This window comes from Chryseobacterium sp. ZHDP1 (genome assembly GCF_018603435.1).
In the GTDB taxonomy this organism is placed as follows: domain Bacteria; phylum Bacteroidota; class Bacteroidia; order Flavobacteriales; family Weeksellaceae; genus Chryseobacterium; species Chryseobacterium indicum.
Window position 1 is genome coordinate 3,529,740 of the sequence record NZ_CP075682.1, and the last position, 25,122, is coordinate 3,554,861.

General features: G+C 36.5%; 25 protein-coding genes and 3 tRNA genes. 16 read left to right on the forward strand and 12 right to left on the reverse strand.

Annotation, left to right across the window (positions count from 1 at the left end; genetic code table 11):
- Positions 1-161 precede the first annotated feature (161 nt).
- Complete coding sequence (locus KKI44_RS16090; protein WP_214588301.1) at positions 162-1,526, reverse strand: hypothetical protein; 1,365 nt, start codon at positions 1,524-1,526, stop codon at positions 162-164.
- Positions 1,527-2,022: 496 nt separating this feature from the next.
- The gene (locus KKI44_RS16095) at positions 2,023-2,703 is read right to left on the reverse strand and encodes a hypothetical protein (RefSeq protein ID WP_214588302.1); all 681 of its coding nucleotides are present in this window, start codon (positions 2,701-2,703) and stop codon (positions 2,023-2,025) included.
- Between the two features lie 439 nt (positions 2,704-3,142).
- On the opposite strand from KKI44_RS16095, the gene KKI44_RS16100 reads away from it, so the two are divergent.
- From KKI44_RS16100 to KKI44_RS16145, 10 genes are all read left to right on the forward strand, one after another.
- Complete coding sequence (locus KKI44_RS16100; RefSeq protein ID WP_214588303.1) at positions 3,143-3,562, forward strand: Fur family transcriptional regulator; 420 nt, start codon at positions 3,143-3,145, stop codon at positions 3,560-3,562.
- Positions 3,563-3,606: 44 nt separating this feature from the next.
- Complete coding sequence (locus tag KKI44_RS16105) at positions 3,607-5,565, forward strand: heavy metal translocating P-type ATPase (RefSeq protein WP_214588304.1); 1,959 nt, start codon at positions 3,607-3,609, stop codon at positions 5,563-5,565.
- 445 nt (positions 5,566-6,010) lie between these two features.
- Positions 6,011-6,373: a hypothetical protein gene (locus KKI44_RS16110; RefSeq protein ID WP_214588305.1), complete on the forward strand. Its 363-nt coding sequence runs from the start codon at positions 6,011-6,013 to the stop codon at positions 6,371-6,373.
- A gap of 386 nt (positions 6,374-6,759) precedes the next feature.
- Positions 6,760-7,035, forward strand: coding sequence for a YHS domain-containing protein (locus KKI44_RS16115; protein WP_050378248.1), 276 nt, complete (start codon positions 6,760-6,762; stop codon positions 7,033-7,035).
- Entirely contained in the window at positions 7,022-7,702 is a 681-nt protein-coding gene (locus KKI44_RS16120; RefSeq protein WP_214588306.1) for an SCO family protein, read from the forward strand. Before KKI44_RS16115 ends, KKI44_RS16120 begins: the two co-directional genes overlap by 14 nt.
- Positions 7,703-7,812: 110 nt before the next feature.
- Positions 7,813-8,487: a superoxide dismutase gene (locus KKI44_RS16125; protein ID WP_214591172.1), complete on the forward strand. Its 675-nt coding sequence runs from the start codon at positions 7,813-7,815 to the stop codon at positions 8,485-8,487.
- A gap of 4 nt (positions 8,488-8,491) precedes the next feature.
- Positions 8,492-8,860 carry a hypothetical protein gene (locus tag KKI44_RS16130; RefSeq protein WP_214588307.1) on the forward strand — a complete coding sequence of 123 codons (369 nt, stop codon included), beginning with the start codon at positions 8,492-8,494 and terminating at the stop codon, positions 8,858-8,860.
- 181 nt (positions 8,861-9,041) lie between these two features.
- Positions 9,042-9,869: an MbnP family protein gene (locus KKI44_RS16135; protein WP_214588308.1), complete on the forward strand. Its 828-nt coding sequence runs from the start codon at positions 9,042-9,044 to the stop codon at positions 9,867-9,869.
- Positions 9,862-10,938, forward strand: coding sequence for a cytochrome-c peroxidase (locus KKI44_RS16140; protein ID WP_214588309.1), 1,077 nt, complete (start codon positions 9,862-9,864; stop codon positions 10,936-10,938). The genes KKI44_RS16135 and KKI44_RS16140 overlap by 8 nt, the downstream gene beginning before the upstream one ends.
- A 7-nt stretch (positions 10,939-10,945) precedes the next feature.
- Entirely contained in the window at positions 10,946-11,887 is a 942-nt protein-coding gene (locus KKI44_RS16145; protein WP_214588310.1) for a transporter, read from the forward strand.
- A gap of 151 nt (positions 11,888-12,038) precedes the next feature.
- Here KKI44_RS16145 and KKI44_RS16150 read toward each other — a convergent pair.
- From KKI44_RS16150 to KKI44_RS16175, 6 genes are all read right to left on the reverse strand, one after another.
- A tRNA-Glu gene (locus tag KKI44_RS16150) sits at positions 12,039-12,110 on the reverse strand.
- A gap of 93 nt (positions 12,111-12,203) precedes the next feature.
- Positions 12,204-12,275 (reverse strand) — tRNA-Glu (locus KKI44_RS16155).
- 11 nt (positions 12,276-12,286) lie between these two features.
- Complete coding sequence (gene rpsT, locus KKI44_RS16160) at positions 12,287-12,541, reverse strand: 30S ribosomal protein S20 (RefSeq protein ID WP_076391798.1); 255 nt, start codon at positions 12,539-12,541, stop codon at positions 12,287-12,289.
- Positions 12,542-12,608: 67 nt separating this feature from the next.
- The gene (locus tag KKI44_RS16165; RefSeq protein WP_214588311.1) at positions 12,609-12,929 is read right to left on the reverse strand and encodes a hypothetical protein; all 321 of its coding nucleotides are present in this window, start codon (positions 12,927-12,929) and stop codon (positions 12,609-12,611) included.
- A gap of 10 nt (positions 12,930-12,939) precedes the next feature.
- A tRNA-Glu gene (locus tag KKI44_RS16170) sits at positions 12,940-13,014 on the reverse strand.
- A gap of 56 nt (positions 13,015-13,070) precedes the next feature.
- The gene (locus tag KKI44_RS16175; RefSeq protein WP_214588312.1) at positions 13,071-14,357 is read right to left on the reverse strand and encodes an N-acetylmuramoyl-L-alanine amidase; all 1,287 of its coding nucleotides are present in this window, start codon (positions 14,355-14,357) and stop codon (positions 13,071-13,073) included.
- A 65-nt stretch (positions 14,358-14,422) separates the two neighbouring features.
- Between KKI44_RS16175 and KKI44_RS16180 the strand changes: the two genes are divergently transcribed.
- The 3 genes from KKI44_RS16180 to KKI44_RS16190 are packed head-to-tail and all read left to right on the forward strand — an operon-like array spanning position 14,423 to position 17,900.
- On the forward strand, positions 14,423-17,011 hold the full coding sequence (locus KKI44_RS16180; RefSeq protein WP_214588313.1) for a putative LPS assembly protein LptD: 2,589 nt from the start codon (positions 14,423-14,425) through the stop codon (positions 17,009-17,011).
- A gap of 56 nt (positions 17,012-17,067) precedes the next feature.
- A complete protein-coding gene (locus KKI44_RS16185) occupies positions 17,068-17,448 on the forward strand; it encodes a RidA family protein (RefSeq protein WP_214588314.1) in 381 nt (126 codons plus the stop codon).
- Positions 17,448-17,900 carry a hypothetical protein gene (locus KKI44_RS16190; protein ID WP_108409502.1) on the forward strand — a complete coding sequence of 151 codons (453 nt, stop codon included), beginning with the start codon at positions 17,448-17,450 and terminating at the stop codon, positions 17,898-17,900. The genes KKI44_RS16185 and KKI44_RS16190 overlap by 1 nt, the downstream gene beginning before the upstream one ends.
- A gap of 301 nt (positions 17,901-18,201) precedes the next feature.
- On the opposite strand, the gene KKI44_RS16195 is transcribed toward KKI44_RS16190, so the two are convergent.
- On the reverse strand, positions 18,202-19,725 hold the full coding sequence (locus tag KKI44_RS16195) for a trypsin-like peptidase domain-containing protein (protein WP_214591173.1): 1,524 nt from the start codon (positions 19,723-19,725) through the stop codon (positions 18,202-18,204).
- Between the two features lie 358 nt (positions 19,726-20,083).
- Here KKI44_RS16195 and KKI44_RS16200 point away from each other — a divergent pair, with 358 nt between their 5' ends.
- Both KKI44_RS16200 and KKI44_RS16205 read left to right on the forward strand, forming a co-directional pair.
- Positions 20,084-21,451: a rhodanese-related sulfurtransferase gene (locus KKI44_RS16200; protein ID WP_214588315.1), complete on the forward strand. Its 1,368-nt coding sequence runs from the start codon at positions 20,084-20,086 to the stop codon at positions 21,449-21,451.
- 5 nt (positions 21,452-21,456) lie between these two features.
- The gene (locus tag KKI44_RS16205; protein WP_214588316.1) at positions 21,457-22,032 is read left to right on the forward strand and encodes a 5-formyltetrahydrofolate cyclo-ligase; all 576 of its coding nucleotides are present in this window, start codon (positions 21,457-21,459) and stop codon (positions 22,030-22,032) included.
- Here KKI44_RS16205 and KKI44_RS16210 read toward each other — a convergent pair.
- Together KKI44_RS16210 and KKI44_RS16215 are read right to left on the reverse strand one after the other, a co-directional pair.
- Positions 21,981-22,562 carry a hypothetical protein gene (locus KKI44_RS16210; RefSeq protein WP_116095792.1) on the reverse strand — a complete coding sequence of 194 codons (582 nt, stop codon included), beginning with the start codon at positions 22,560-22,562 and terminating at the stop codon, positions 21,981-21,983. The genes KKI44_RS16205 and KKI44_RS16210 overlap by 52 nt on opposite strands.
- The gene (locus KKI44_RS16215; protein WP_214588317.1) at positions 22,546-23,724 is read right to left on the reverse strand and encodes a hypothetical protein; all 1,179 of its coding nucleotides are present in this window, start codon (positions 23,722-23,724) and stop codon (positions 22,546-22,548) included. Before KKI44_RS16215 ends, KKI44_RS16210 begins: the two co-directional genes overlap by 17 nt.
- Positions 23,725-23,908: 184 nt before the next feature.
- Here KKI44_RS16215 and KKI44_RS16220 point away from each other — a divergent pair, with 184 nt between their 5' ends.
- A complete protein-coding gene (locus KKI44_RS16220; protein WP_214588318.1) occupies positions 23,909-24,181 on the forward strand; it encodes a hypothetical protein in 273 nt (90 codons plus the stop codon).
- Between the two features lie 117 nt (positions 24,182-24,298).
- On the opposite strand, the gene KKI44_RS16225 is transcribed toward KKI44_RS16220, so the two are convergent.
- Complete coding sequence (locus KKI44_RS16225; RefSeq protein WP_214588319.1) at positions 24,299-25,066, reverse strand: TrmH family RNA methyltransferase; 768 nt, start codon at positions 25,064-25,066, stop codon at positions 24,299-24,301.
- Positions 25,067-25,122: the final 56 nt, after the last annotated feature.

A 25,122-nucleotide genomic window follows, 5' to 3' on the forward strand; every position in this document is an offset into this window, starting at 1 on the left:
CTAACAAGACTTATAATAGAAACATAAAGAGATACTGCTAATAATTTATCATTTACCTTTTCGGAAAAAGGATTCAAATATCTAATGATTAAATGAATTATGAATGCAATGATAAAAACGATACGTAATAAAAATATATACTTATTCATGATTTTGTAATTTTAAAAGGAAAATGTTGAACCAATAATATTTCCATTGTTAGGATTAACAATAATAGTAATTTTTATTGGAGTATCAATTGTTACATTTAAACCTTGAATAGTTACTCCTTTTTTTACAATAATATTTATGTTAATTTTAGCATACACATTACCATTACTGATGTAAGGAAATGGACCATCCCATTTATTATTAGGATCTTCATATACAAAGCTCCATAATGATGTTATTCCATACTGATTCATAACAATATCATGAATATTAAATGCACTTGTACCTAAATTATAACTTCGCACTTTAATACTAACACCAGAATCATTAAACTTCATCAATCTTAGTTTTACTCTCGAATTTGTTATTGGATATGGATCACCAAGTTCAGCATTATTATCATTTGTTCCAAGTTCAAAGAGCGAATTATTAGCTGTAAATCCATTATTTTGTGTATTAAAAAATTCTTGCCAAGAACTATAATGCTCAGTATTATTGCTATTTAATGAACTATCAAAATGTATCTTAGGCATCCCATTAGAGTTCACAAACCAATTCTGAAACTGCTGTATTGTTACCGTAGGATTACTACTAAAGAAATCTATTGAAAAATTTACATAACTCGTATCACTCGACAAAAGCAAAGCCTGATAACATTTAAATTTATTTTTAGCCGATAAACTGTTATACAGAGCCCAATGAGAAGGGTCTGCATACACATGGATAAGCCCATCCACATTAGGAGTTGCACCGCCACCGTAATTATCTCCTGCTCCGTTAAAATCATCCGGAGCTTCCTCATCGCACGTATTTGCAATCCCATAAGATCCTAATCTCCAGCATCCATTACAATCTCCGTCACCCGGATCAGTATGTCCTGCCCAACATTGGAAATACTCTGTCATATAAAAAGAAGATCCGCACTTGGAAGCCTGTGCTTTTTTTGAAATAAACTCGCATTTGTAACCAACCTTGTTATTGGTCTCAGGAATAATAGCAGGGGTAAATTTTACTAAATATTTTTTCCAGCTGTCTATCTTTTTAGTAAATACCAGATTGTAAAAGACTCCGATTTCAGTTTCGTTTTTCTTTTTTAGATATATTGCGTATTCGGTAACCTCACCATTCTTTAAGGTTTTCTTTATTTTGGCTGTATCCATGATAAAATCAGAAGGATTATAATCTTCCGTAAAGTCCTGTACTTTTGCCATCAAAGAGCTTTCATCCGGAGATTTTGCAGCCTGTAATACTTCTTTAAAGCTTGCATCAAACTTCGATTTGTGCGTTTGATCAGATAGAGTATCTGAAGTGTTTTCTGTTCTGCAGGAGAAAATACACATTAATGCCATTAGCATTATGAAATAAGATTTTTTCATTTTGTTATTAATTTTTAAAGTTGTGAATTTATATTTTTTTAATTCTAATCAATACAGGGAAAACCCCATATTTTTGTCCATAGTGTTGCGGGTTATTTTATCCCGACCTATTCAGTATTTTCATCGTTTTCAGATTTTTTAATTAAACATTTTCATGTGTAAAAATAAATTTGCAGTACGGCAAAAGCTGTCGTATTAATTTTAATAAAAAGCCTTAGACAAAAATTAATCGGGAGATAGAATCATGCAAAAGGCACGGAGCAAAAATCGATCTGGCAAAGAGGTACCGCTAAGAACCTAAAGGACAAGAAAGGCTTCGCCCGTGCCAGTTATAGATACACGGGCGTAAGTCTATCAAAATTTTGTCCTTAAAAGAAGATTAGCGGTTTTCTTTGACCAAAATTGATAGCTTACGCTTGTTTCGTTAAAATTATGGATGCTAATATAGAAATAAAAAATATTACTTTTTATAACACATCAAAATTTTTTTCAAAGGTTATCCTTTATTTTGGGTATCATCTATAGATTTGTTCTTTCTGGAAGAATTTACCATAGCAATGAGGTTTTCAAGGGTATATTCTGAAGCCTTCTGCTCTCCCTGAAATATAATTTTTCCCAATCTTGCCACGTCACCTATATAGACATACAGCTCCCTGTAAATCCCTTTGTTGGCAGAGGTAAAGGCTTTCCTCTGCTGTTGGAAGCTGCTCTGCTCATTGCTTTTTGTGGTAATGGCATCAAACGCGTTTTGAAGCACCGTTTCGGTATCGGCTTTCATCCCATAGGATGTTAATAGAGCGTTGTTGGCTGCAACAACGTCTTTCAGAGATTTAAGCCCCATCAGGACGCCTTCAAAATTTCTTTTGTTTACTTTTTTCAGCACCTCGCTGGTTAAAGAATTTTTTATTCCGGCTTTATCAAAGACGAGGTTCAGCAGTTTCATAGGTTTAGAAAGTTCTTTGCCCAATGTATAAAGTTCTTTTGTAGTCTGCTTTTGCTGTATCAGCAATGCGTCTCCGGTTTCCTTTGCCCTTACCTCATCCGTCTTGCTTTGCATTACCGAAAGATAGGCAGCATTGAACAAATGATTTTCTGCTTGAAAAATGGCTAAGTTTCTAGCTAAACTTGTTAGTAATGCATCAGCAATCGGCACATACTCTTCTTTTAAGATTCCCATTATATAATTATTTTAAAAATTCGGAAAATAAAATACACTTTAATCCCTCATCTTTAGAGGTTTGTATGCTTTTAATGCACTGTTTAGAAGATTATTAATACTGTTGATTATTTTTAATTTAGTATTTACATGAAACGGTGTATTGTTTAGGATAAATTTTACTTTTTACACGATATTTAAAGCAGTGTTGAGTAATTTTACTGAAGTATTAAGTATTTTTATTCTACTGTGGAACATTTTTATTGTACTGTTAAAGATTTTTGTTGCACTGTGGAACATTTTTATCGCAGTATGGAAGATTGAGATTTGTATTTTTCAGGTAAACAGAGATAATATTAAGAATTCTTACACTAAGTTTATATAAATTATGCTCTATAACAATTAAGCAAATTTTAAAACTGCTAACTTTGAAAGGGCAGATCCATCAAATGTAAATCGTATGAAAAAGGACATTGAGAATAAATTAATGAATAAGAATACCAAACCTACAAGCATGAGGATTTTGGTATATGATTTTTTGAGTTCTCAGGAAGCCGCCCTTTCTCTGTCGGAAATTGAAAATCATTTTGAAAATGCAGACCGGACAACCATTTACCGCACTCTGAAAACATTTGAAGAAAAAGGAATTGTTCACAGCATTCAGGAAAATGCAACAACAAAATACAAGCTCTGCCACGATGGATGCGATGAACATACCCACAAAGACTGGCATCTTCATTTCTACTGTAAAATCTGCAAACAGACTACCTGTAAAGAAGATATTTCGGTCCCGGAAAATATACAGACTCAATTCAGGATTGATGAAATAAGGCTTTTTGCTAAAGGAATCTGCGAAAACTGTCTGGAAAGTTTGCAATAGTATTGCACGCATTTTGACTGTAATTTTGAATAAAAATTTAAGTTATGGAAGAATGTTGCAACACAAAACCGAAAAAAGAACATCAACATCAGCACGAAGGTCACGATCATGATCACGATCATTCTCATGATACAGGAGATCAGTCTGTTTTCAGGATGTTTCTTCCCGCAATCATTTCTTTTGGATTGTTATTAATAGGAATCGCTTTGGATAATTTCATCAAAGCAGAATGGTTTTCCGGCTGGATTCGTCTGGTTTGGTACTTAATCGCCTATATTCCTGTTGGTCTTCCTGTTTTGAAAGAAGCGTTTGAAAGCATAAAAAACGGAGATGTATTCTCTGAATTTTTCCTGATGGGAATCGCAACCGTAGGCGCTTTTGCTATAGGAGAATATCCGGAAGGCGTTGCGGTCATGCTTTTCTATTCTGTTGGAGAAGTTTTTCAGGCAATGGCGGTAACAAGAGCCAAAACCAACATCAAATCTTTACTCGATCAGCGTCCCGATGAAGTAACCGTTTTAAAAGACGGAAAACCACAAATTGTAAAAGCCGAAAAAGTAAATATCGGAGACATTATTCAGTTAAAATCCGGAGAAAAATTAGGATTAGACGGAGAATTATTATCTGAAACCGCATCATTCAATACTTCTGCATTAACCGGAGAAAGTAAACCTGATACCAAAACAAAAGGCGAAACTGTTTTGGCCGGAATGATCAATCTCAATACAGTAAGCGAAGTAAAAGTGACAACCGCTTACAAAGACAGCAAACTGAGCAAAATTTTAGAGCTCGTTCAGAACGCAACCGCTCAAAAAGCCCCCACAGAATTATTCATCAGGAAATTTGCTAAAATCTACACTCCCATTGTTGTATTTCTTGCAATCGGAATTACATTTATACCTTATTTATTTGTAGAAGAGTATCAGTTCAGAGCGTGGCTGTACAGAGCCTTAGTTTTCCTTGTGATCTCCTGTCCGTGTGCGTTGGTGATTTCTATTCCTTTGGGGTATTTCGGAGGAATCGGAGCAGGAAGCCGAAACGGAATTTTATTCAAAGGAAGCAATTTCTTAGATATTCTTGCAAATGTTCAGAATGTAGTCATGGATAAAACCGGAACCATGACGGAAGGAGTGTTCAAAGTACAGGAAGTTAATTTTAATGATGAATGTAATACCGATGAAATCTTAAAACTCGTTAATGCTCTGGAAAGTAAAAGCTCACATCCTGTAGCAACGGCTATTCATGAATATGTAGGAGAAGTCGATCACTCAATTCTGTTGGAAAATGCAGAAGAAATTGCGGGTTATGGCTTAAAGGCAGTTATCAATGGAAAAGAGCTGCTGGTCGGGAACTTTAAACTGATGGATAAATTCAACATCAGATATGATATTCAGACTGAAAATATTGTGTATACTTTAATAGCGGTTGCGTATGACAACAAGTTTGTCGGGTATTTAACAATTGCAGATTCTGTTAAAGCAGATGCACAATTAACCATTAATAAATTAAAATCTTTAGGAGTAAAAACCACAATGCTCAGCGGAGATAAATCCTCAGTCGTGAAACACGTTGCCGATATTTTAGGCATTCAGAATGCTTACGGAGATCTGCTTCCCGAAGACAAAGTGAATAAAGTAAAGGAAATAAAAGCAAAAAATCAAACCGTTGTTTTTGTAGGAGACGGAGTGAATGATGCTCCCGTTGTCGCGCTAAGTGATGTCGGAATTGCAATGGGCGGATTGGGAAGTGATGCGACGATTGAAACTGCCGACGTTGTCATTCAGGATGATATGCCGAGTAAAATCCCGATGGCAATCAACATTGGAAAGCAGACAAAGAAAATTGTGTGGCAAAATATCATTCTGGCATTTTCCATCAAAGCCGTTGTTCTTATTCTTGGAGCCGGAGGTTTGGCAACCATGTGGGAAGCCGTTTTCGCTGATGTCGGAGTCGCTTTACTCGCTATCCTGAATGCCGTGAGAATTCAACGGATGAGGTTTTAATAAGCCGGAAGAGGGAAGTAGGATGATAGAAACTTATTGTATTGCGAATATATTGTCAAAAAGCTGTTTAATCATCAATAGGAACGGGCTTTAGCCCGTTTACAAGGATGAATTTTTCAATCCGGCTTTAGCCAAAATTTATTTTTCTCCTACAGGTTACGCAGATTCTTTTTAGTCATCATAAAGTATCTTACTCATCTGTGAAAAGCGTGGTTTTCGTGGTAAAACAATCAGTTTTATCAGCAAAATCTGCGGGAGAAAATATAAAGCTCTCGCAGATTATTAAGATTTCTAATGCTTTAAATTATTTATCCAAAGCTTTGGAATCTAAGAAATCTTTGCGAAAATAAAGCGTACAATTAAAAACCATTACCAAAACTGACTTTCATCATAATTTGCCTTTAAACAAAATTTCAGTAGTATATTTGTAGAGTAGAATATCGCATTGAAGTTTTTCGTTTCCATATTTATCATTTTTACGATTGCATTACGTCCCGTTTTGCCTTTGATTAATTACGCCGTTAATTATGACTACATCGTAAAAAACCTTTGCGAAAACAGAAACATTCCACAATCTACCTGCAAAGGAAAATGCTACGTTGCCAAAGAACTGGCAAAAACAGAAAAACAGTCCAATAACAATCAGACAGTGAAAATTTCAGGAATTGATGTTTTTATCTCCCATGAAATTCTTTTCTTTTCGGTGAGCAATCAGTTTGATGTTTCAAACAAAAAATCAGATTCGAGATATATCAATTTCCATACTTCAGAATATTTCTCCAGAATATTCCATCCTCCTTTAGTTTAATATTATTTTCAGGTAATTCTTTAACTGAATTAATAGTGAATAAAGTTTCTAGCTATCATTCGCTAAGTGTTTAGTTTATGCTGAGCTTGTCGAAGTACCTTCACGAACTTAAAAAGAAGTTACTATTCAAAAGCTCTTATAAACTCTGCGTTAAAATTAAGCAATATATGACTGTCCGTAATTTGTCATCATTAAAATCTTTGGGTTCTTTGCTAAGTAGAACGCCTTTGCGAACTTAAAAACAGTTAGTAGTTAAAATAAACTTTGCGGACCTTTGCGTTTAAATTAAGCATTATGATTAATTAAGGATAAAGCAAGAAATTCATCAGTAAGTTTAGTTAAGAAATCAATCCATTCAAACATTATTAATTTCAATGTAAACAAAAATGAAATCAAAACTTATTTTAACAGCATTATTGTCTGTTTCATTAATGGCATGTGCACAGGAAACCCCTAAAGTAAAGCATAAAAAAGCAAAAACAACCGCAAATTCCGGAACAAAAACAGTGAAATTTGCCAATGCAGTAGATCCCATCTGCAATATGCCCACTGAAGCCGATATGAAAGATACGGCAGTCTATAAAAATAAAACGTACGGTTTTTGCAGTGCTTACTGTAAAGACGAATTCAAAAAGAATCCTGAGAAATATGCCAAAAAATAAAAAGACCAGCAATTCCAAAAGCAAAGTAATCGTTCCGATTGTAATTATTGCTCTGCTTTTTGTGGGAATCGGTGTCGGAATGGGATATTTCAAAAAGAATCTGTACACCGTAATGAAAGTTCCGGATTTCAAATTGACCGATCAGAACAACAAAACCATCACCAATAAAGATATGCTCGGAAAAGTCTATCTGGTAGAATTTTTCTTCAGCAGATGCCCTACGATCTGTCCGGTGATGAATACCAACATGAGAGCCATTGAAGATGAAATCAACAATCCCGGTTTCGGAATCATCTCCATAAGCATCGATCCGGAAAATGATACCCCGCAAACGTTAAAAGAACACGCCGACAGAATCGGGGTAAAATCACCGAACTGGCATTTTCTTACCGGAGACAGAGACTATATCGGGAAACTGGCATATCAGTTCAATATCTATGTCGGAGATAAGGAAGATGAAAGTGAAAACCTGAATCACAGCGGAATGATTGCCCTTGTGGATAAAGAAGGAAATATCCGTTGCCGTTATAATAAAGACAATATGCCGATTTTATATTATTCGGGATTAAACTATGGAGATCCGGAAGGAAAAACGCCGAAGCTTACCGGAAAATACCATCCCGACAGAGAAATATTGATAGAGGATATTAAGAAATTGTTAAAATAGAGATTTGGAAGATGGAAGTTAGAGGCTGGAAGTTTTATGGAGTATGTAAAGAACTTCAGGCTTCCATCACCCATCTCCCAGCCAAAATAAACCACAAAAAACAAAACGTTATGAAGATTTTGAAAGTAGCTGCCCTGAGTGCAGTTTTTGCAGCGCAGTTTGCGTTTGCACAGTTTAAGCAGACACCGTTGCCGTATGCTTACAATGCGTTGGAAGGAAATATTGACGCACAGACAATGGAAATTCATTATTCCAAACACGCAGCAGCCTATGTTGCGAACCTGAATAAGGCAATCGCAGGAACGCCGCAGGAAAAACAGACCTTATTCGAAATCATGTCGAATGCCTCAAAATTACCGGCTGCCGTAAGAAATAACGCAGGAGGACATTACAATCACGAATTGTTCTGGACCGTTTTAACCCCGGAAAAAAATACACAGCCTTCTGTAAAACTGGCAAAAGCAATCAACGAAACATTCGGAAGCATGGATGCTTTTAAAGCAAAGATGGCAAAAGCCGGAGCCGACCGTTTCGGGTCAGGATGGGCATGGCTTTCTGTGGATAAGAGCGGAAAATTATTTGTTTCCTCAACACCCAATCAGGATAACCCTTTAATGGATGTTGTAGAAGAAAAAGGAACCCCTATTTTCGGGATCGATGTTTGGGAACACGCGTATTACCTGAAATATCAGAACAAAAGAGCAGATTATTTAACGGCGATCTGGAACGTAACCAACTGGAAAGAAATCAGCAGAAGATACGAAGAAGCCATCAGCAAAAAATAATCCAATGAACTTAATTTGCAGCATATTTCTTACCTTATTTGTGGTATTCAGACCTCTGGTGCCATTGGTGGAATATGCTGTAAATTATCATTACATCTCCGAAGTATTATGTGTCAACAAAAGCAATCCCGAAATTCACTGTAACGGAAAATGTTATCTGAGCAAGGAGATTGCGAAAACCAATGACACCGATTCTTCCCCTTTAAACAAAACAAAAAATTCAGGACAGAAACTCCTTGATATATATCTTCTTCCTGAAATCACCAAAATCCATACAGCAGAAAGCGCATTCTTTTCAAACGCTCACTTTCTGTACGAAACCGCGTATTCCTTTCTGTTTTTAAAACCTATTTTCAGACCACCGGTTTTTTAGTGCATCATTTTATCATTTTGGGCGATCCCCTTTCCCTGGCTTTTCCCGCTGCACGGGTCGGGCTGTCCGCTACTATCTTTTTTTAGATTCTTCCATTCGTCAGAATCCAAAAAAAGGATAACCGCTTCCATCCCTATCGCGATGGGGCATATCAATATATTTTATCACTAAAAAATCAACAATGAAAATCCATAAATTTTTATCACTATTCTTTATTGCCCTTACTTTATTCACCCTTTCATCATGCCGAACTAGCGACGAAGATGAGGCAGCAGATTCCATTCCCGGAAACCTTCAGTTGAAATTCGAAAACGGATTCAATAATTTGGGAGACATCGTTTTAAACCAAACCACACAAACTTCCGTTACCGGACAAAAACACCAGTTTTCAACCCTGAAATATGTCATCAGCAACATCACTTTAATCGATGAAAACGGAGGAGAATTCAAATACCATTACAACGATCCCGACAACGGAGCCTTTATAATAGATCAGGTAGAAGCTGTTGCCGGAATCAATTACATCAACCTGAAAGAAATTCCTAAAAACAATTACAAAAAAGTAAGAATCGGTTTAGGCATCAGTCAGTCCGCTTATCTTTTGGGACAAAGCGGACAGGGCGTTTTCTGGCAGAAAGCAAAAACCGCAGGAATGGCTTGGTCTTGGGCTGCAGGATACATCTTCACAAAACTCGAAGGAAAATACGGAACCTCTTCAGCCACTACAGAATTCATGAACCACTGTGGAAACATGGGCAATACTTCAGCAAACAACACCGCAGATCTTTACCGTGAAATTACCCTTGATTTTCCTACAACGGCGAGAGTATCAAAAGAAATAACCCCTTCCGTTCATATTTTGGCAGATCTTAATCAATATTTAAGTGGACAAACTGCTTTAACATTGGACAGTTCCAATGAGATGGCAATGGGATCAAACCAGCATCTGGTGAATGTGACGAACAATATTTCAAAAATGTTTAAAGTAGACCACGTTCACAATGATTAATTGTTTTCAGCAATCCAAAAGAGGGCAATCCGGCTCTCTTTGGATTTTCCTATTTTTTCTGGCTTTTGCATTAACTTCCTGCACAAGTGATGAGGTTATTGAACCTTTGCCAAAAGATGAAGCCTATCGTCTCGACAAACCTGCGGGTTTTCCGGACATCACTTTCGACGTTACAGGAAATCCGGTCACGGTGAATGGAGTAGCACTGGGGAAAAAACTCTTTTACGAAGGAAAATTATCCAGAAATAATACCATCTCATGTGGATTCTGCCATATTCAGGAATATGCTTTTACGCACCACGGTCACACCGTAAGTCATGGAATCGATGACAGATTAGGCATCCGAAATGCACCGCCGATACAGAATATGGCATTTCTGAAAAATTATACATGGGACGGAGTCAGTCACAATCTGGATGAAAGATCTCTGGTTCCCATCACCACAGATTTTGAGATGGACAGCTCTCTTCCTGAAGCCGTAGGAAAATTAAATGCCGATGCAAATTACAAGAAAATGTTTAAAGCCGCATTCGGGGACGAAAACATAACCGGTGAAAAAATTCTCAAAGCCATTTCGCAGTTTATGGCAACCAAGATTTCCGCCGATTCAAAGTACGACAGGATGAAAAAAGGAACAGAAGTATTTTCAGCAGAAGAAAATCAGGGAATGGCTCTGTTTCAGAATAAATGCGCATCTTGTCATTCGGGAGATTTATTTACCGATGAAAGTTATCGGAATACGGGAATGTATTACAATACACAATTTGGCGACAGAGGAAGATATCGAGTAACACTTGATTGGAATGACAATATGAAATTTCGGGTTCCAAGTCTCAGAAATGTAGAATATACCGCTCCGTATATGCACGATGGAAGATTTTACAGTTTAGAAGCAGTCATGAATTTTTATTCTGAAAATGTAGAAAACCAGCCTAATCTCGATCCGTTGCTGAAACAAAACGGGCACCTCGGAATTCCTATGACGGCTTCTGAAAAACAGAACATTATCACATTTCTGAAAACGTTAAGCGATAAAAATTTTATAACCAACCCAAAATTTGCAGAATAATAAAATTATGAAGAAGGTATTTTTAACATTGGGTTTAGCCGGATGCTTTTTTAGTCAGGCAAAAGAAATCCGCGACAGTTTATTTATTCCAAAAGAATTTAATCCAATTATATTTGATGATTGCGATGCGTGTGGCTGCGCCGCAGGAAACGGATCTTCCGGTTTTGAATCTTTACTAAATCCTCAGTTTATCGGCGTTAAATATTTTGCACAACATTACAGAGCCAAAGAAAATTTATTCGTCAATGATCTTACGCAGGATCAGTATTTCAATACGCTTCAGCTTTGGGGAAAAATTCCGCTTGCTAAAAATGTAAGTGTGTATGCAAGTATTCCGTTTCAGTTTCACACCAAGAAAACATTACAGGGAGATATAAAAATTGAAGGAATCGGGGATGCGAATGTGATGGGAATCTACCAGATTATCGATTCCAAAGATTCTTCCCATCAACTGAACGGAGGTTTCGGTGTGAAAATTCCGATCGGAAAGTTTGATGAAAAAGGAATCACCGGAGTAAATCCCAGTTTTCAGCTCGGAACAGGAAGCTGGGATTATCAGATGGTTCTGAATTATAAATTTCAGAAAGATAAACTGGCAGTGCTGCTGAACACCGATTATACTTTAAAAACAGAAAACAAAAAACATTACCGTTTCGGTAACCAGTGGAATTATGCAGCGACAGGATTTTACAGACTCTGGAAAAATGAAAACAGTATTTTATCCGGAAAATTCGGAATGCAGGGGGAAGTCTTCGACTGGAACAGACAGTTTGGAGAAGTAATGCCTAAAACCGCCGGAAGCGCTTTATACGGAAAGCTGGGTTTTGAAGCCTCTTACAAAAAATTCAGTTTGGGAAGTGAAGTAATGCTTCCTGCTTACACAAATCTTGCCGGAGGAGATATCGAAGCCAAATCCCGATTCAGCGTTTTCGTGAATTTCGGAATATAACTTTAATATATAATTCTACCCAAAACCTTCATTGTACAGTGGAGGTTTTTCTTTTCTAAACTGTAGTAATTAATATTAAGAATGGGATGAAATAGATGGTTTTCTGCAAGATGAATAAACAAAAAAGAGATCCAATAATGAATCTCTTTTGTAGCCCGTAGGGGAATCGAACCCCTCTTACCAGAATGAAAATCTGAGGTCCTAACCGATAGACGAACGGGCCATCTAATTTCTGCGAATAATCGCAGGGTTAGTTTTTGTTTTTATAAGTTTCAACTCTTATTAATTACCAGGTTAGAGTAGTAATTAAGTTTTGTAGCCCGTAGGGGAATCGAACCCCTCTTACCAGAATGAAAATCTGAGGTCCTAACCGATAGACGAACGGGCCAACTATACTTATTAAGCTAGTTTATTAACGTGCTTAGTTAATTTGCTTTTTAAGTTAGCTGCTTTGTTTTTGTGGATAATGTTTTTCTTAGCTAACTTATCCAACAAAGAGATAACCTTTGGCAATTGCTCTGCAGCAGCAGCCTTATCTTCTTCATTTCTTAACACTTTCATTGCTGTTCTAGCAGTCTTGTGGTAGTATCTGTTACGAAGTTTTCTTACTTCGTTTTGTCTGATTCTTTTTAATGCTGATTTATGATTTGCCATATCGTTCAAATGTGAGTGCAAAAGTAAAAACTTTTTTTTTATCCTCCAAATTTATTTTCAAAAATTTTTAATTTTCTTCAGATAAATATTTTCTGAGTTTATCTATTGCCTGTTCTATTTTAATATTCTCTTCTTCTCTTTCTATTTTTTTGATAGTGTTGCTAAGCATTACTATCGCGTTGTTCCATTCTCCAGTGGTATTGGTGAAGGTAAGTCCGTCAATCGTTACTTCAAAAGTGACCCTTTCTCCAGTCCTGTCAAGTCTGAAACTTATTTTATCATCACTGCCTGTTATCCCGCCTTCATTGATTTTTAAATCGTAACTTTTTGGGTTAGAGTGGATTTTCTTAAAAAGCAATTTTGCTTCTTGTATTTTTAAATCCGGCATGATATAAATTTGGTAGCCTATAGGAGAATCGAACTCCTGTTGCAAGGATGAAAACCTTGAGTCCTAACCACTAGACGAATAGGCCAAATTTTGAGGTTGCAAAAGTAATAATTAACTTTTTAACTTCAAAATTATTTTTTATTATTTGAAAACTTTTTGAATTACGGTATTCTTAATTCCTTTAGTCTCAAGATCTTTCTGTAATTTCACTGCATCCTCCAGAGAATACACTTTTCCGTATGTATAATAGAAAACTCCGCTTTCTTTGTTTCTTTCCACATCTTTCAGCGTCTGAAGAATGAAAGAATTTCCATTGAGTTTTTCACCAACGTATACTTCAATCGTATAATACCCTGTGCTCAGTTTTTGGTTCGGCATAAATCCAACTGCATATGCATTTTTAAACCCTGCATCTTTTGCCGTTTTAATGTTGATATCTCTTACAGAAGCAAGGTTGGTAACCCCGTAATAATATTTGTACTGTCCGTTCTCTTTGATAGGCAGGATGTAATTTAAACCTTTTAAAGCAGGATCTCCGTCGTTGTATTTTTCAGGAGAGCTAAGCAATAGGATTCTGAAATCGTTTTTCAGTGCTACTTCCGCCAGTTTATCCGGTTCAGGTTTTTTCACCACTGCCGAAACACCGGATTTCCTGTCGATTGCTTTTTTATAATCAATAATTGCCTGATAAATACTTTCCGAAATTTCCTCCTGTCCTTTTTCTGATGCCAGATAATGGCTTTCTTCGGGATGATTGATAAATCCGGTTTCAATTAATACAGAAGGCATCGCATTCATACGGAGAACGTGCAGGTTTTTCTGGAACACCCCGCGAGAACTTCTTTTGTCTTTATTCACAAAATTATTTTCTACCAGTCCGCCAAGAAGAAGGCTGGATTCCAGATATTTGCTTTGCTGAAGTTTCAGAGCGATTAAAGACTCCGGTGAGCTTGCATCATAAGAACCAAAGGTCTGTTTATCTTTTTCATCAAGGAAAATCACATCATTTTCTCTTTTTGCCACTTCAAGATTGGTGTCGTTCTGATCCGGTCCCTGTACATAAGTTTCTGTTCCGTACGCGGTTGGTCTTTTGGAAGAATTACAGTGTATGGAAACAAAAAGATCTGCTTTGCTTCTGTTCGCAAGATTGGTTCTGTCGGATAACGAAGGATATTCGTCGATCTTTCTTGTATAGATTACTTTAAAATCTTTATTTTTTTCCAGCATTGCCCCAACTTTAAGGGTAATAGCAAGCGTTACATCCTTTTCGGAGATCCTTCCGATATCCGTGTAGGTTCTGTTAGCTCCGTAATCACTTCCTCCGTGTCCGGCGTCCAAAACAATGGTAAATTTCTTTTGCGAAAAAATAAAGTTGGTAAACAGGATGAAGAGAAATGATAAAATTATTTTAAAATTTACTTTGTGCATCTTACAGTTTTAAAATTTATGTTAATTTTGAGCCTTAATTGTTTACATATAAATATAACAAAAAATTGGTCAAAACCGTCTCCAAAAATATATTACAAATTTTAATTATCCTAATTTTTAACAATTTTTTAGCACAGCAAAAGCCTGAAAAATTGCCTGAAAATGCGGTTAATGATACTATTTCCAAAAAAGATACCATTGTTCTGAAAAAGGAGCCTCTGGAATCTGTGCTGCAGACAAAAGCGGATTATCAGAGAAGAGATTTCCAGAAAAAAATGGTGTATCTGAACAAAAATGCCCAGGTGAAATATCAGGATATGCAGATTGATGCAGACTATATTTCCATTGATGAGCAGAAACATCTCATGTATGCACGTGGAAAACAGGATTCTCTGGGTAAAATTATCGAGCCTGTTATTACAACGCAGGCCGGGAAAAAATATGAAACCACAGAATTTCAGTATAACACCTTAACAAGACAGGCAATTGCCTATAATGCAAGAACCGAAGAAAGTGAAGGAGTAATTACGGCAAACAAAACCAAAAAGTACAACGACAGTATCTTCGCGATGAGCCGCGCAGATTATACAACCGACGATTATTACATTAAGAAAAAAGATACAGCGGCAGATTATTTTTTAAGAGCAAGATATCTGAAACTTGTAAAAACAAAAAACAAATCTTCCATTGTTTCGGGACCGATTCAGATGTATATAGAGCAGGTTCCCACTCCGCTCATCATGCCTTTTGCGATCCTTCCTTTTTCAAGCAAAAGATCCGCAGGTATTCTGATCCCGAGTTTCGGGGAAAGACAGGATGTAGGATTTTTCCTGAATAGTCTGGGCTACTATCAGCCGATAGGAGAGCATTTCGATCTGAAAATTCTTTCGGATATTTATACGAAAGGAAGCTGGAATTTGCGGCCGGAAATGAATTATATAAAGAAATACCGCTATTCCGGAAATTTTTCTGCAGATATCGGAACCATGGTTCGCGGAATCAAAGGTCTGGATAATTACAGTAAAACAGGAACGTACAGAATTGCGTGGAGACATACGCAGGATTCAAAAGCCAATCCTTTCCTCACGTTTTCGGCATCGGTAGATATTGTAAGTACAAAGTTTTATAACAATACACTGAACAACAATTATATCTTAAATCAGAATGTTTTAAACACCCAGCAGAACTCTACGGTTACCATTACAAAGAGATTTTTAAAGCTTCCGGTTACCATTACGGGAACAGCTTCGTATTCTCAGAATTTTGCAACCGGTTTATCAGATCTGCGTCTGCCACAGATGAACGTGGCAATTAATCAGTTTTACTTATTTAAGTCAAAAACGGGAGTACGCGCCGGTCTGCTTGAAAATTTAACCGTAAATACTGGGGTGAATTTATCTAATTTTGTTCAGACCAATGAAGGGGAACTGTTTAAAGCCGCAATGTGGGATAAATTACAGACAGGAGTTAAAAATAACATTGCTTTAGGAACCAATACAACTGTTGCGAAATATTTCACATTCAGTTTAGGGGCGAATATTGATAATGCGTTAACTACAAAAACCATCAATAAATTCTACGATCCGCTTCAGAATAAAGTAATCACGGAAACCAATAAAGGAATTTCCGGATATTCTACATTTTCTACCACAGCAAGTATTCAGACTACTTTGTACGGGCAGGCAAACTTTAAGAAAGGTTCTGCGATTGAAGCCATCAGACACATGATGACACCAAGTATCGGGTTTACCTATTCTCCGGATTTCGGAGGTTCCGGCTATGGATATTTTAAAAATTATTATGATGCAAACGGAGCTTTAACGCCGTATTCTATTTTCGAAGGCGGAATTATCGGAAGCCCGACCACAGGATTGGTAGGAGCTTTAGGCTTTAACATCGGAAACAATCTGGAAATGAAAGTAAGATCGAAAAGCGATTCTACAGGCGTGAAGAAGATAAAGATTTTTGAATCTCTGAACCTTTCTGGAAATTATAATTTTGCAGCAAAAGATCACCCTTTTTCTATTATTACGATTACAGGGCAGTCTTCTTTCTTTAATAATAAGCTAAGTCTTAATACGAGTTTGTCTTTAGATCCGTATAAAATTATCTTCCTTCCGGGGCAGGATGCGGGAATCAGAACAGAGCAGTTCGGGTACTTCAGTGTTCAGGGATTCAATGTTCAGATGTCTTATCCTCTGAGCAGCGAAATTTTTGGTGAGAAAACAGACTATGCCAAAAAGTATAAAACAAAAGGGGAGGTTAGAAATGAAAATTATTATTTTGATGATGATAATTATGCGCATTTCAATCAGGCATGGACATTAAACGTAAATGCAAATTATGCCTACACGAAAAGTTCGGCATCCAGAACCCCGACCAAGCTTGCTTCTGTAGGGCTCGACGGGAGTATTAAACTTACCCCGTATTGGAACATCAATGGGAGTACGCACTATGATATGGTAACGCAGAAACTGGCATATACCCGAATTGGTTTTGCAAGAGATCAGCGAAGTTTTACCATTAATTTTAACTGGGTTCCTTTCGGGCAGTATAAAGTATATGACTTCTTTATCGGCATCAAAGCCAATATCTTAAGCGATGCGCTGAAGTATAAAGACAGAAGTTTTACACAGCCTAATGCACCTTTCTAATATTTGATTCTAGAAATAGAATATAAATTTTATATTTGCATCCAAAATAAATTTTCATGAAAAAAGTAATCAACACTGTTAATGCTCCTGCTGCTATTGGACCCTATTCACAAGCCAATATGGCAAACGGAATATTGTATATTTCCGGACAGATCCCTGTAGATCCTGCAACCGGAAAGCTGGTAGAAGGGATTGAAAAGGAAACGCATCAGGTAATGAAGAATCTGGACGCTATTCTTAAAGAAGCAGGAATGACTTTTAAAAATGTTGTAAAAGCTACCATTTTCCTTAAAAGTATGGATGATTTTGCTGTAATGAATGATATTTATGCTTCCTATCTGGATGCTGAAAGCTTCCCTGCGCGCGAAACGGTACAGGTTTCCTGCCTGCCGAAAAATGTGGATATTGAAATTTCTATGATTGCACATCAGGATTAATGAACTTTATAAGAAATACAATTGCGGTTATCGTAGGTCTTGGAATTGCAGGACTCATTATTACTCTTGGGATAAGAGCATTTCCGCAATGGGTAAATTTCGACGCTTTTGCTCCGTTTGAGCATTGGCAGAGATTTCTTCAGAGCAAGCAGAACGACGGTGCGTTTTTTGGCTTTCTGCTGTTTATTTCCGGATTGGGAACTACAGTGGGAGGTGTGGCAACTGCCATTATCGTAAAATATGCTAAGGTGGCTTATGCTATTCTTATCGGTTTCATTATGCTTTTTATAGCCATGCTGGATGTTATTGTTTTTCCTTATCATCCTACCTTCTATAAAATCTCAATTTTTCTTACTTTCTTCCCGTTTTCGTGGATCGGAGGTAAAATAGTAGAAGTCATTTATGAACGAAAGAAGAAAAGAAGAATCGCTGAAAAAATGAATAAATCATAATTATAAAAACGCTGCAGTCTGCAGCGTTTTTTGTTTTATATCAATTTCCCGAAAGTTTCTTACTAGGGTGCGGGAAGGTTTCCCGTTTTCCGGAAAGTTTGCGGCGGGGGTGCAACATCCTTTCCCGGTTTCCGGAAAAGCTGTTGCAGGGGTGCAGGAAGCTTTCAGGAAGGTTGGTCTGCCGATTTATTGTCCATATGTCTTTTTCAATTAAATAATATGTTTCTGAAGATTAAAAAAACTCGGCTGTCTCATTTGAGACAGCCGAGTTTTTGATATGAAGTGAAGTTTAGCTCTTTTATTAAGGCATTTTAAAGCCTCTCTGATACCCTCTTCCGTAGTCATCCATGTATTTGATCTGGGCAGTTCCCGTGAACTTATTTAGAATGTTTTCTACGTCTTTCTGTGAGTTTACAGGTTTTCCGTTGATCTCTGTGATGATGTATCCGTCTACGATTCCTGCTTTAGCCATTTCACCGCCTTCAATTACATTTTTGGCGATTACTCCGCTGTTCAGCCCATAATACGCTTTTGTTTTATCATCAATACTCTGGAAATCGGCTCCGATTTTTTCCGTTACACTAAGATCTGCTTTGGTTCTTGTAGAAGTGCCTCCTTTCTGATCTCTTAACGTAACGGTTGTTGTGGAAGGTTTTCCGTTTCTCTGATAAGTTACCGTCACTTTATCTCCGGGACGTTTGCTTCCGATCGCAATGGAAAGATCAGCAAAATCTGTAATTGGCGTTGTATCAATCTGGGTAATGATATCGCCTACTTTTAATCCGGCATCTTCTGCGCCGCTGCTTTCCCCGAATCCTGTTACCAGAACCCCTGAACCGGATTTATAATTGGTCTTTTTATCTTTATTGTATGCTGCAACAAGCTGATCGTCTGAAAGATCTAAAGAAGTTACCCCTAAGAACCCTCTCTGTACGATACCGAATTTCTTGATGTCTTCAACAATTTTTCTCGCTAAGTTTGCAGGAACTGCAAATCCGTACCCTTGGTAATAACCTGTGGTAGACTGAATAGCGGAGTTGATACCAATTAAATCTCCGTTTGTATTGACCAAAGCTCCTCCCGAGTTCCCCGGATTAATAGCCGCATCGGTCTGGATAAAACTTTCAATCGGATTGGCTGCTTTTCCCTGTGAACTTAAAATTCCGATTCCTCTTCCTTTTGCAGATACAATACCTGCTGTAACGGTAGAATTTAATCCCAAAGGATTTCCTACGGCAAGTACCCATTGTCCTACTTCAATATTATCGGAATTGGCAAAATTTAAATAAGGTAATCCTTTTTCTTCAATTTTAAGAAGGGAAATATCTGTATTCGGATCTGTTCCTACTAAAGTGGCGATATAAGATTTTTTATTGCTTAAAACAACTTCCAGCTTATTGGCTCCTGCTACAACGTGGTTGTTCGAAATGATATATCCGTCCGGCGAAATAATTACTCCCGATCCCATTCCTGAAGGCATATTATCGGGAACCTGCTGCTTTTGTCTCTGCTGTCCTCTTCCTCCGAAAGGATCTCCGAAGAAGAAATCAAACATATCCTGTTCAGAGGCTCTGCTTGTACTTCTGGACTGATAGTTTTTAATGGTTACCACTGCCGGAACTGTCGTTTTGGCAGCTTTTACAAAATCATCTCCTACTGCAGCAGAATTCATTCCCGCAAAGGAAACATTGGAAGATTTCGTAAAATATGATTGATCTGCACTGTTGGAATCGTGATTAAAATATTGTAATCCTCCAACGGTAGTAGCACCGGAAATAACTCCCACTACTGCAAATGGTAATAGTTTTTTTAAAGTACTCTTCATTGTATATCTTTCTTTGTTATTTATTGATGTTAACTTTTTCATTTTACTGTAAACAAATTTAATGCTAAATACGTATGCAATTGGTATGTAATGTTTCATTTTTAACTAAAATTTAACAGCAATTGCAATAATTTATACATTATCCCATAAATTTTAAAATCTCAATTAACGATCCTTAAAAAAATCTTAATGACATTATGGCATATTGATGTTTGTATTGTCATAAAGTTAAATCAGACTGATAATGATGAAGCCAAAAGAATACCAATCTTAATGTATACCTGATAAATTTTATATTTCGGATTTATCTTAAAATAATTATCTTTGCAAAAATTTTCTCACTTAAAACGTTTATAGCATGCAACTGTACAACACCTTAAGCGCAGAAGAAAGAGCTCGATTAATTGATGAGGCCGGAAAAGAGCGCCTTACTCTGTCTTTCTATGCGTATGCCAAAATTGAAGATCCCAAAAAGTTTCGCGACGATTTATTTATAGCCTGGAATGCACTTGATGCGCTTGGTCGTATTTACGTAGCGCATGAAGGAATTAATGCACAGATGAGCGTTCCTGCGGATAATTTTGAGGCATTTCGCGACACTCTCGAAGTATATGATTTCATGAAAGGGATTCGTCTGAATGTAGCAGTGGAGCAGGACAATCATTCATTTTTAAAATTAACCATCAAAGTCAGAAACAAAATCGTAGCCGATGGTCTGAACGATGAGACATTTGATGTTACCAATAAAGGCGTTCATTTAAGAGCAAAAGAATTTAACAGTTTGCTTGAAGATCCGAACACTATTGTCGTAGATTTCAGAAATCACTACGAAAGTGAAGTCGGGCATTTTGAAGGAGCAATTACTCCAGATGTGGAAAACTTCAGAGAAAGTCTGCCGATTATTAACGAGCAGCTACAGGATTTCAAAGAAGATAAAAACCTTTTGATGTACTGTACCGGAGGAATCCGTTGCGAAAAAGCGAGTGCTTATTTCAAACATCAGGGTTTCAAAAATGTATTTCAGCTGGAAGGTGGAATTATCGAATACACCCGTCAGATAAAAGAAGAAGGTATAAAAAGTAAGTTTATCGGTAAAAACTTTGTATTCGACCACAGATTAGGGGAAAGAATTACCGACGATATTATTGCGCAGTGTCACCAGTGCGGAAAACCGTGTGACAATCATACGAACTGTGCGAACGATGCGTGTCATTTATTGTTTATCCAGTGTGATGAATGTAAAGCAGCGATGGAAAACTGCTGTTCAACAGAATGTCAGGAAACCATTCATTTGCCTTGGGAAGAGCAGGTTGCTAAAAGAAAGGGTCTTCAGGTAGGAAATAAAGTATTCAGAAAAGGAAAATCTGAAGCTTTGAAATTCAAAAAATCCGGAGATCTGCCGGATAAGCCTTTAGCAAAAGCTGAAACAAAAGATATCCGCCAGAAAATAAAAGTTAAAAAGACATTAATCGGAAAAGCGGAGCATTATTATTCAAAATCTAAGATTGCTCAGTTTTTAATTGAAAACAATGAACTTGCAGTAGGAGATAAAGTGTTAATTTCAGGACCCACAACAGGAGATCAGGAAATAACCATCTCTCAGATTTTTGTGAACGGAGCTTTCAGCGACACAGCAAAAGCAGGAGATCAGATTACTTTTGAACTGCCTTTCAGAGTTCGTCTGTCTGATAAATTGTACAAAATCCTTGATTCTGAAAACGCATAATCGATATGTTAAAAGCAGAATTAAGAAAGAAATATATACAAAAAAGAAAAGCCTTGTCGATTGATGAGGCTTTCTTGTTATCTGAAAAGGTTTTTAAAAATTTCATCGAATATTTTAAACCTTCTCAAAACCAGAAAATCCATATTTTTATTCCGATTGAGAAGTTTAGGGAAGTAAATACCCAGATTTTCGTCAGCTACTTTTTAAGCAGAAAGATCCGTGTTTTTGTCCCTAAAATTGTCGATACAAGACTGATTTCGGTAGAAATTTTTGCATATTCTAAATTTGAATTGAATAGCTGGGGAATTTCCGAGCCGGTTTCTGATGAAGATTCTGGTATTCTGGATTTTGATTTTGTAATTACGCCCCTTTTATACTGCGACAGACAAGGAAATAGAGTAGGTTACGGCAAAGGTTTCTACGATGGTTTTTTTGAAAAAGTATCGGAAGAGACAAAAAAAATCGGAGTTAATTATTTTAACCCCGATGAAATTATCGATGATGTCTGGGAAAATGATATTCCGCTCGATTATTTGGTGACACCTGATGCGGTACTGTCTTTTTCAGGAGCATCAGAGTAAAATTTCACAAAGTAAAATTTAAATTCCTTGCTTTTCTGAGACGGTTTTGACACCAAAGTGTATTGTGCATTCCGTTCAAAATTTCCCAAAGATTTATTTTTATCTCCAAAATATTCCACATTGAATTTGGCAAAATTCAGCGTGTCTTTTTCCTTAATTTTCTGGAAAACATTCAGATTGCTGACGCGTACTTTTTTTACATTCAGGCTTTCGAGTTCTTTAAAAAGATCCTTAAAGGTAGTAGAATCGGACTTCTGGAAATACTTTTCTATTTTAGAGTAAATTGCCGTATCAATTTCCGTATTTCTCTGTCCGGAAAGATATAACGTAGACAAATCCAGCACATCCTGTACTTTTTGTGAAGTAATGGAATTGATAGCCTGGGTACTGTCCATTTTTACCGTTTTGTTATTCGTGTTTCTTAGCTTTTCCAGATCACTCTGTCCTCCGTTTTCTTCTTTTTTAACGCACGAAGTCATGGTGAATCCTATTAATATGATAAAAAACAAAAAGTTATTTATTGTTTTCATTGGCTGAGATTTTAAATTTAATAGATACAATTTTTCCTTTGTTATCTGTTTTCATTTCGATAACATTAAGGTTTTTAAGTGATGTTGTAGGTGTAGTGACTAAAGTGATGTAATCTTCCTTGTCTAAAGTTTCAAGTCCGTAAATATCGCTGTCGTAAACCTGTGTAATTACGGCGTTATTGCTGATACGGTTTTCCAGCTGTCTTCTTTTTTGGGTGATAAGATCATTCTGCTCCTCAGAATTTCCGCCTTTTACATCCTTTGTGGAAAAATAATAAAGCGCCATCTTATAATCATCAGGTTTAAGCTCGATGGTTTCTTCTTCAGGGGCATTTTCCAAATTTCGGTTTACTTCGAGATATTCATAAAACGGAGAACTGATCTGCATTTTAAGATTTTTATCCTTTGTAGCATATCTGAAACATTCTCCGGGTTTTATTCTGTAAAGAATGGGAGATTCGTTTTCCTTGATTACCTTAATTTCTATTTCACGCTGAATACTTAAATTTCTGTCGGCATCCGTAAAACAGTATACATAAGTTTTTTGGAAGATCGCATCTTTAAATCCTAAAAGTCCGGTAAGAATTACTAAAATAGTCGTTACAATTGCCCAAACGTTCTTTTTGAAGAAATTTTTCTTCGGTTTTTCAGCGTCTGCTAAAGAAATTTTTTCAGTCTCTGGATTTTTATTAATTAATTGATTATCAGGTGTTGATTTTTGTAAATCTAAGTTTTCAGGGGCTTTAAATTCCTGTTTTTTAGGTAAATCTTCATCTTTAGGTAAATCCAGAGATGCGGAAACTGTTTTTTCCAGTTCTTTCAGCTCATCGTCTTTCAAATCTTCATCATCCTGCAGCAATTCACCTGCAAAAAGATGCTGTTTTTTGAATTCGTACCATGAGTCGTATCCCGCATAAATACTGAGTAAATTCAGCATATCGATTCGTGGCATTTTAGTAACCGGAGAATTCTTGAAATAAGTATAAAAAGATTTTTCGCTGATGTTCCCTTTTGCCTTTTTTCTGAGATCTTCCTGAAAATAAATGATGTCGATACCCTTCCATTTCGAAATATCGTCATAGGAAGGAGTGTATTCTTTCAGATATTGAGCCTGGACATCCTTTTTCAGCTGCTCAAAATGTAATAGATCTAAGTCCGTCAATTTATTCTAAAATGATTAAATTATTGATTATCAGTAATGTTTTTTTGTAAAACTATTTTACAAAGGTATTACAATTATTTTTCCTAAACAAATTTTCTATCTGCTCTACCTTTGTCTTGTTCAAATAACAGAACAGAGAAAAGATTTTATAAAACAATATTAACAAAATTAAATTTAATTTATTATGAAAAAGTCATTATTCGTAGCTGCTATCGCTGCAATCTCTTTAGTTGCTTGTAAAAAAACTGAAGCTAACACTACTGAAGCTACTGCTGATTCTGCTACTACAGCTATCGATTCTACAGCTAAAGCTGCTGATTCTACAGTAACTGCTACTGCTGATTCAGTAAAAGTTGCTACTGATTCTGCTAAAACTGAAATCAAAGAAGTTGCTAAAGATGCTAAAGCTGACGTTAAAGAAGTTGCTAAAGACGCTAAAACTGAAGTTAAGAAATAATTCTAGCTCAAAAATAAAAGAACCGTTTCACTCAGTGGAACGGTTTTTTTATGCTTATATTGTAATGATTGTCAATTGATCTGATCAATAACAATCAAGTAATCTCCAACAGCCAAATTATCCCTTCTTCTGCTTCAGTGTTTCGTAGCAAGTGATTGCTACCGCATTGCTCAGGTTTAAAGAATCGATGCTTCCTGCCATCGGAATCAATGTGTTCTTTCCTTTCCCGATCCAAAAATCACTTAATCCCGAATGTTCTGTCCCGAATAAAATGGCAGATTTCTGTTTAAAATCTCTTTTGTAAAGATCTTCGGCAGTTTCATCCATAATCGTTGTGTAAATATTGAAATTATTTTTCTGAAGAAATTCAAACGTTTCCTGATTTTCTGCCTGAAAAACTTCCATTCCGAATAAACAACCAACACTTGAGCGGATTACATTCGGATTATAAAAATCGGTTTTCCCGTCTGAAACAATCAAAGCATCAATTCCGAAGGCTTCACAACTCCGTAAAATAGCACCCAGATTTCCCGGTTTTTCAACACCTTCTACAATAATGATCGTAGAATCTTCTTTTGGTTTAAATGAAGATAAATCCGCTTCTTTTGTTTTATAAACCCCGATAATTCCTTCCGAAGTTCCACGATAGGCGATTTTTTCGTATACTTTTTCGCTGACAAGATGAATTTTTCCTTTGGGAAGTTCTTTCTGAAAAATACTTTCACAGATAAAAAATTCCAGCGGTTCAAAATGATATTTCTGAGCGCGGTCGTTTTCCTGCTGTCCTTCCACTACAAAAACATCCGATTTTTTGCGGAACCTGTTATCGGTAAGAAGTTTGGTAATGTATTTTACTTTTTCGTTCTGAAAACTTTCTATTAACATCCTGCAAAATTAGTTAAAATTTACAGTTAAATAAAAAACCTCAGAGCTGATCTGAG

What these genes read in the sequence shown, in the direction of transcription:
- KKI44_RS16090 (WP_214588301.1), bottom strand. Translation starts at nt 1,526, where the DNA reads ATGAAAAAATCTTATTTCATAATGCTAATGGCATTAATGTGTATTTTC.
- KKI44_RS16095 (WP_214588302.1), bottom strand. Translation starts at nt 2,703, where the DNA reads ATGGGAATCTTAAAAGAAGAGTATGTGCCGATTGCTGATGCATTACTA.
- KKI44_RS16100 (WP_214588303.1), top strand. Translation starts at nt 3,143, where the DNA reads ATGAAAAAGGACATTGAGAATAAATTAATGAATAAGAATACCAAACCT.
- KKI44_RS16105 (WP_214588304.1), top strand. Translation starts at nt 3,607, where the DNA reads ATGGAAGAATGTTGCAACACAAAACCGAAAAAAGAACATCAACATCAG.
- KKI44_RS16115 (WP_050378248.1), top strand. Translation starts at nt 6,760, where the DNA reads ATGAAATCAAAACTTATTTTAACAGCATTATTGTCTGTTTCATTAATG.
- KKI44_RS16120 (WP_214588306.1), top strand. Translation starts at nt 7,022, where the DNA reads ATGCCAAAAAATAAAAAGACCAGCAATTCCAAAAGCAAAGTAATCGTT.
- KKI44_RS16125 (WP_214591172.1), top strand. Translation starts at nt 7,813, where the DNA reads ATGAAGATTTTGAAAGTAGCTGCCCTGAGTGCAGTTTTTGCAGCGCAG.
- KKI44_RS16130 (WP_214588307.1), top strand. Translation starts at nt 8,492, where the DNA reads ATGAACTTAATTTGCAGCATATTTCTTACCTTATTTGTGGTATTCAGA.
- KKI44_RS16135 (WP_214588308.1), top strand. Translation starts at nt 9,042, where the DNA reads ATGAAAATCCATAAATTTTTATCACTATTCTTTATTGCCCTTACTTTA.
- KKI44_RS16140 (WP_214588309.1), top strand. Translation starts at nt 9,862, where the DNA reads ATGATTAATTGTTTTCAGCAATCCAAAAGAGGGCAATCCGGCTCTCTT.
- KKI44_RS16145 (WP_214588310.1), top strand. Translation starts at nt 10,946, where the DNA reads ATGAAGAAGGTATTTTTAACATTGGGTTTAGCCGGATGCTTTTTTAGT.
- rpsT (WP_076391798.1), bottom strand. Translation starts at nt 12,541, where the DNA reads ATGGCAAATCATAAATCAGCATTAAAAAGAATCAGACAAAACGAAGTA.
- KKI44_RS16165 (WP_214588311.1), bottom strand. Translation starts at nt 12,929, where the DNA reads ATGCCGGATTTAAAAATACAAGAAGCAAAATTGCTTTTTAAGAAAATC.
- KKI44_RS16175 (WP_214588312.1), bottom strand. Translation starts at nt 14,357, where the DNA reads ATGCACAAAGTAAATTTTAAAATAATTTTATCATTTCTCTTCATCCTG.
- KKI44_RS16185 (WP_214588314.1), top strand. Translation starts at nt 17,068, where the DNA reads ATGAAAAAAGTAATCAACACTGTTAATGCTCCTGCTGCTATTGGACCC.
- KKI44_RS16190 (WP_108409502.1), top strand. Translation starts at nt 17,448, where the DNA reads ATGAACTTTATAAGAAATACAATTGCGGTTATCGTAGGTCTTGGAATT.
- KKI44_RS16195 (WP_214591173.1), bottom strand. Translation starts at nt 19,725, where the DNA reads ATGAAGAGTACTTTAAAAAAACTATTACCATTTGCAGTAGTGGGAGTT.
- KKI44_RS16200 (WP_214588315.1), top strand. Translation starts at nt 20,084, where the DNA reads ATGCAACTGTACAACACCTTAAGCGCAGAAGAAAGAGCTCGATTAATT.
- KKI44_RS16205 (WP_214588316.1), top strand. Translation starts at nt 21,457, where the DNA reads ATGTTAAAAGCAGAATTAAGAAAGAAATATATACAAAAAAGAAAAGCC.
- KKI44_RS16210 (WP_116095792.1), bottom strand. Translation starts at nt 22,562, where the DNA reads ATGAAAACAATAAATAACTTTTTGTTTTTTATCATATTAATAGGATTC.
- KKI44_RS16220 (WP_214588318.1), top strand. Translation starts at nt 23,909, where the DNA reads ATGAAAAAGTCATTATTCGTAGCTGCTATCGCTGCAATCTCTTTAGTT.
- KKI44_RS16225 (WP_214588319.1), bottom strand. Translation starts at nt 25,066, where the DNA reads ATGTTAATAGAAAGTTTTCAGAACGAAAAAGTAAAATACATTACCAAA.